At 41.3% G+C, this 4,908-nt stretch carries 5 protein-coding genes; 4 read left to right on the top strand and 1 reads right to left on the bottom strand.

The genetic code is table 11. The features are described 5' to 3' along the window. From ACLOR3_RS07675 to ftsX, 3 genes are all read left to right on the top strand, one after another. Positions 1–413, top strand: a 413-nt coding sequence (locus ACLOR3_RS07675) for a peptide chain release factor-like protein (protein WP_412037117.1), incomplete at its 5' end; no start/stop codon positions are given. Positions 414–455: 42 nt separating this feature from the next. Continuing rightward, entirely contained in the window at positions 456–1,148 is a 693-nt protein-coding gene (gene ftsE, locus ACLOR3_RS07670) for a cell division ATP-binding protein FtsE (protein WP_006595938.1), read from the top strand. After that, on the top strand, positions 1,141–2,067 hold the full coding sequence (gene ftsX, locus ACLOR3_RS07665; RefSeq protein ID WP_048714915.1) for a permease-like cell division protein FtsX: 927 nt from the start codon (positions 1,141–1,143) through the stop codon (positions 2,065–2,067). Before ftsE ends, ftsX begins: the two co-directional genes overlap by 8 nt. A gap of 316 nt (positions 2,068–2,383) precedes the next feature. Here ftsX and ACLOR3_RS07660 read toward each other — a convergent pair whose 3' ends face one another. Further along, on the bottom strand, positions 2,384–3,025 hold the full coding sequence (locus ACLOR3_RS07660; RefSeq protein ID WP_411399913.1) for an MBL fold metallo-hydrolase: 642 nt from the start codon (positions 3,023–3,025) through the stop codon (positions 2,384–2,386). Between the two features lie 158 nt (positions 3,026–3,183). Here ACLOR3_RS07660 and ACLOR3_RS07655 point away from each other — a divergent pair. Next, positions 3,184–4,908 (top strand): bifunctional DnaQ family exonuclease/ATP-dependent helicase (locus ACLOR3_RS07655; protein ID WP_412037116.1); only part of this gene is annotated, 1,725 nt, incomplete at its 3' end.

The following is a 4,908-nucleotide window of genomic DNA, read 5'->3' as shown; positions in this document are numbered from 1 at the left end:
AAGTGGAAGTCCGAGATGATGATATCAAGATGGATACCTTCCGTTCGGGTGGAGCTGGTGGACAAAATGTCAACAAGGTTTCTACAGGTGTTCGTTTGACTCACATCCCAACAGGGATTGTAGTTGCTTCGACGGTTGACCGGACTCAGTACGGAAACCGTGACCGTGCAATGAAAATGTTGCAGGCGAAACTTTATCAATTGGAGCAAGAAAAGAAGGCAGCTGAAGTGGACTCCTTAAAGGGTGATAAAAAAGAAATCACCTGGGGAAGTCAGATTCGCTCCTACGTCTTTACACCATATACCATGGTGAAGGATCACCGTACAAGCTATGAAGTAGCCCAAGTTGATAAAGTAATGGACGGAGATATTGATGGCTTTATTGATGCCTACTTAAAATGGCGTCTCAATTAAAGTCCTCCTTCTATATAAAATGTGGAAAGGAATTTTCAATACATGTCAATGATTGAAATGAAAGATGTTGTCAAAAAGTATGACAACGGAACGACAGCTCTTCGAGGAGTGACCGTTCATATTGAACCAGGAGAATTTGCCTATATTGTAGGACCTTCTGGTGCAGGTAAATCAACCTTTATTCGCTTGCTTTACCGTGAGGTGAAGCATGATAAAGGTAGCTTGAAAGTTGCTGGTTTTGATTTAGATAAAATCAAAAAACGCGATATTCCGATGTTGCGTCGGAACGTTGGGGTAGTCTTCCAAGACTACAAATTGCTTCCTAAAAAGACCGTTTATGAAAATATTGCCTACGCAATGGAAGTAATCGGAGAGCGTCGTCGCAACATTAAAAAACGCGTTATGGAAGTTTTAGACCTTGTTGGTTTGAAACACAAGGTTCGTTCCTTCCCAAATGAGCTTTCAGGTGGTGAGCAACAACGGATCGCTATCGCGCGTGCCATCGTCAACAATCCTAAAGTATTGATTGCGGACGAACCAACAGGGAACTTGGACCCAGATAACTCTTGGGAAATTATGAACCTCTTAGAGCGAATTAATTTGCAAGGTACCACTGTTTTGATGGCGACTCATAATAGCCAAATTGTAAATACACTTCGTCACCGTGTTATCGCCATTGAAAATGGCCGTGTTGTACGGGATGAAGCGGAAGGAGAGTACGGATACGATGATTAGAAGATTTTTCCGCCATCTCATTGAATCATTTAAAAGTTTAAAACGGAATGGCTGGATGACCATTGCTGCGGTTAGTTCGGTGATGATTACACTTGGACTTGTAGCGATTTTTGCCTCAGTTATTGCGAATACGATCAAGCTATCAGATGATATTCAAAATAGTGTACGGATTGTTGTCTATATGCGCAAGGATATCCAAGATCAAAGCCAGCAGATCGAAAAAGAAGGCCAGATGGTTGATAATGAGGACTACAAGAAAGTCTATAATGCGTTGACAGCCATGAAGAATGTTGATAAAGTTGAGTTCTCCAGCAAGGAAGAACAATATGAAAACTTGATCAAGACTGCCGGTAATAACTGGAAAATTTTTGACGGAGATGCCAATCCACTCTATGATGCCTATTTTGTAGAGACAACGGCTCCTAAGTATGTAAAAGAAGTTTCCAAGGCCGCTAAGAAAATCGAAGGGGTGTCTGAAGTAAAAGATGGGGGAGTTGATACTCAACGTCTCTTTGCTCTCGGGAACTTCATCCGTATTTGGGGCTTGATTGGTGCCGCTTTACTAATCTTTATCGCAGTCTTCTTGATTTCTAATACGATTCGGATTACCATTATTTCACGAAGTCGAGAAATCAAGATTATGCGTCTAGTAGGTGCTAAGAGTGGCTATATTCGTGCGCCATTCCTTCTGGAAGGTGCCTGGATTGGCTTGATTGGTGCAATTCCACCAGCTCTCTTGCTTTATTATGTCTATAATATTGTCTACAAGTCCATGTACAATACCCTACAAGATCAGAAATTGTTCTTATATAGTCCAAACCTTCTTGTTCCGATTATGGTCGGAGGACTGTTTGGTCTCGGTATTTTAATTGGAGCACTTGGCTCATCTATTTCAATGAGACGTTTCTTGAAGATTTAAGATTATACAAAAAAAGGAAGTTCAAAAGAACTTCCTTTTTTAATGCAAATAAACTGTTATTTTAAATAAATTAGCTAGATGATTTTCAAAAAACAACTTATAATATTTTAGTCAATTAAGAAGATTAAAAACTTTCCGCTGTGAGAAAAGTGCCTGTAAAAATTCGATTTCAGGCACTCGGGAGTTTTGAAACCTTAGGTTCAAAACTAAGTTATGGAACTTCGGAGAAGTTCGCTAACGTCCGTGCTCACCTAAGGAAAGTTTTTTAGAGGACTTTATTTTTAAATTGAAAGGAAGTTCATCTGAACTTCCTTTTTTATCGATTTCGAAAGAAGGGATTAAACATTTTTTCATGACCGATAGTGGTATTATTCCCATGTCCTGGGTATACTGCATAAGAGGATGGAAGAGTGAGCAATTGTGTCTTAATACTTTCAAGGAGTTGGGGTCCGCTTCCTGTCGGCAAATCGGTCCGTCCAATGGTTTCTCGGAAAAGGGCATCTCCTGTCAAGACAAGGTGGTCATCAGGAAAGACCAAGGAGACCCCTCCGATGGAATGTCCTGGTGTGTGAAGAACATAAAAATGGAAGTTCTTCAAATGATAATTTGTTCGGTATTCAAAATGCTCTTCGGCTGGCTGGCAGACCACATCCGTTAAATCAGAATGGCGGTCTAAACCAGAAAGATTGTCCACAGGACTTTGAAGCCAGGCTGCTTCATGAGCATCTACATAAACAGGTGGATGGCCATAAGTTTCCCGCACTTTCTCTAAACTCATGATATGGTCGTAGTGGGTATGGGTGAGGAGAATAGCAGCAATTGGTTTTGCGAGTTGATCGATGCGGCTGCGAATTTGTTCCCAAGCACTCCCGGGATCAACGACCAAAACATAGTCCTCGTTTTCAAGCAGGTAGGTGTTTTCATAAGCGATGGGATTGACAATGCGGTGGATTTTCATAAGAGCTCCTTTCTCTATTAGTCTATCAAAAATATTGTAAAATAGCTGACTAAAACGCCTCTAGAAACCGAAGAATCGTCGCTTGGCTGGATTTGGTCCCTTCAATGTCATAAAATACCAAGCAAAGCGAGTCGGAAAATGATATAATTTTAAGTGCTATGACGACGAATGTTAAAAGAAAATATGCTGTCGTGGACCTGGAAGCGACCAGTGCAAGCAGCAATACAAAAATTATTCAAATCGGGATTGTCATCATTCAAGATGGGCAGATTGTAGAGACCTATGAGACTGATGTCAACCCCCATGAGGAACTAGACGAACATATTCGCCAACTGACTGGCATTACCAATCAGCAACTCAGGAAGGCCCCTGACTTTTCACAGGTGGCCAGACATGTATACGAACTGATTGAAGATGCTGTCTTTGTGGCTCATAATGTCAAATTTGATGCCAATCTCTTGGCAGAATCATTGTTTTGGGAAGGCTTTGAGCTCATAACCCCCCGGATCGATACGGTTGAATTGGCCCAAGTCTTTTTCCCAACCCTAGAAAGATATAATTTAAGTAGCCTGTGTGAAGAATTGGCGATTCCTCTAGACCATGCTCACTCAGCTATTTCTGATGCGCAAGCAACCGCCCAGCTATTTCTTAAGCTTCGTGAAACGATTGCTTCCTTACCAAGGGAATTGGTGGAAACCTTGCTATCATTTTCTGATAATCTGATTTACGAGTCGAGACTCTTGATAGAGGATGCATTCGAGGATGCGGGAGCTTTTCATAAAGAGGACTTGACATCTCACCATGGGATTTTTCTTCGTAAGCCTCTGATCAAAAGAGATGCCAAGAATTTTTCTGATCAGTTTGATATTAATATCCAGTTAATGGGCATGGAACCCCGTCCCTTGCAGCAAGAGTTTGCCCAGTCAATTGAAGAAAGTCTTCAGTCTTCGAGAGAAGTAGCAACCTTTGTCGAGGGACCTACTGGGATTGGAAAAACCTATGGCTACCTCCTTCCCTTACTAGCGCATACAAGGGACCAGATTGTCGTCAGTGTTCCAACCAAGGTCTTACAAGACCAGATTATGCAGCAGGAGGCTAAGATGATTGAGGACGTTTTTCAGACTTCTTTTCATAGCCTAAAGAGTCCTCAAAATTATTTAAAACTAGATGAGTTCTTTCGAATCTTGCATGAACCAGAGGAAAATCGCCTCTGGAATCGGTTCAAAATGCAATTGCTAGTCTGGTTGACCCAAACAAGGACGGGTGATCTAAACGAAGTAGGGCAGCTCCATCGTTACGGGAATTTTGTTCAACAAATCCGTCATGATGGGAAGCTATCAAAAAAATCTTTATTTTACACAGAAGATTTTTGGCGTCTCGGTCAAGAAAAAGCCAAAATGAGTCGGGTCTTGCTCACCAATCATGCCTATTTATTGACTCGATTAGAGGATGATCCTTCTCTAGTAGAAAATCGGACTCTAGTGGTGGATGAAGCACAAAAACTATATTTTTCATTGGAGCAGTTTTCAAGGGCTTCCTTATCCTTATCGGATTTCATGCTAGATCTGCAACGGGAGATTGAAATAGAAAAATCCTTGTTGAAACGACGGATCCTTGAAAGTCTCCAATTTGAATTGAATGCTCTACTCAAACATCTTGAATCGGGTAGTAGAAAGGTCGAACTAACAGCGGAACAGGTGAAAAAAATTCGCCAGGATTTATCTGAACTAGATAGTCCAGTCTTGGCTGCATTAAAAACGGTCTTTGATCCTCGTTTTCAAATTTTTTGGATTGATCGTACACAAGAGAATCAGCATCCGATAATTCGCTTGCAGTCTGGAAGAGAGGGCTTGGTTTCCCTTCAAGACTTTATTCCAACAACT

It is taken from the genome of Streptococcus intestinihominis, assembly GCF_046824975.1.
Taxonomy (GTDB): Bacteria; Bacillota; Bacilli; order Lactobacillales; family Streptococcaceae; genus Streptococcus.
This window is presented reverse-complemented; position numbering and strand designations above follow the sequence as displayed.

What these genes read in the sequence shown, in the direction of transcription:
- ftsE (WP_006595938.1), top strand. Translation starts at nt 456, where the DNA reads ATGTCAATGATTGAAATGAAAGATGTTGTCAAAAAGTATGACAACGGA.
- ftsX (WP_048714915.1), top strand. Translation starts at nt 1,141, where the DNA reads ATGATTAGAAGATTTTTCCGCCATCTCATTGAATCATTTAAAAGTTTA.
- ACLOR3_RS07660 (WP_411399913.1), bottom strand. Translation starts at nt 3,025, where the DNA reads ATGAAAATCCACCGCATTGTCAATCCCATCGCTTATGAAAACACCTAC.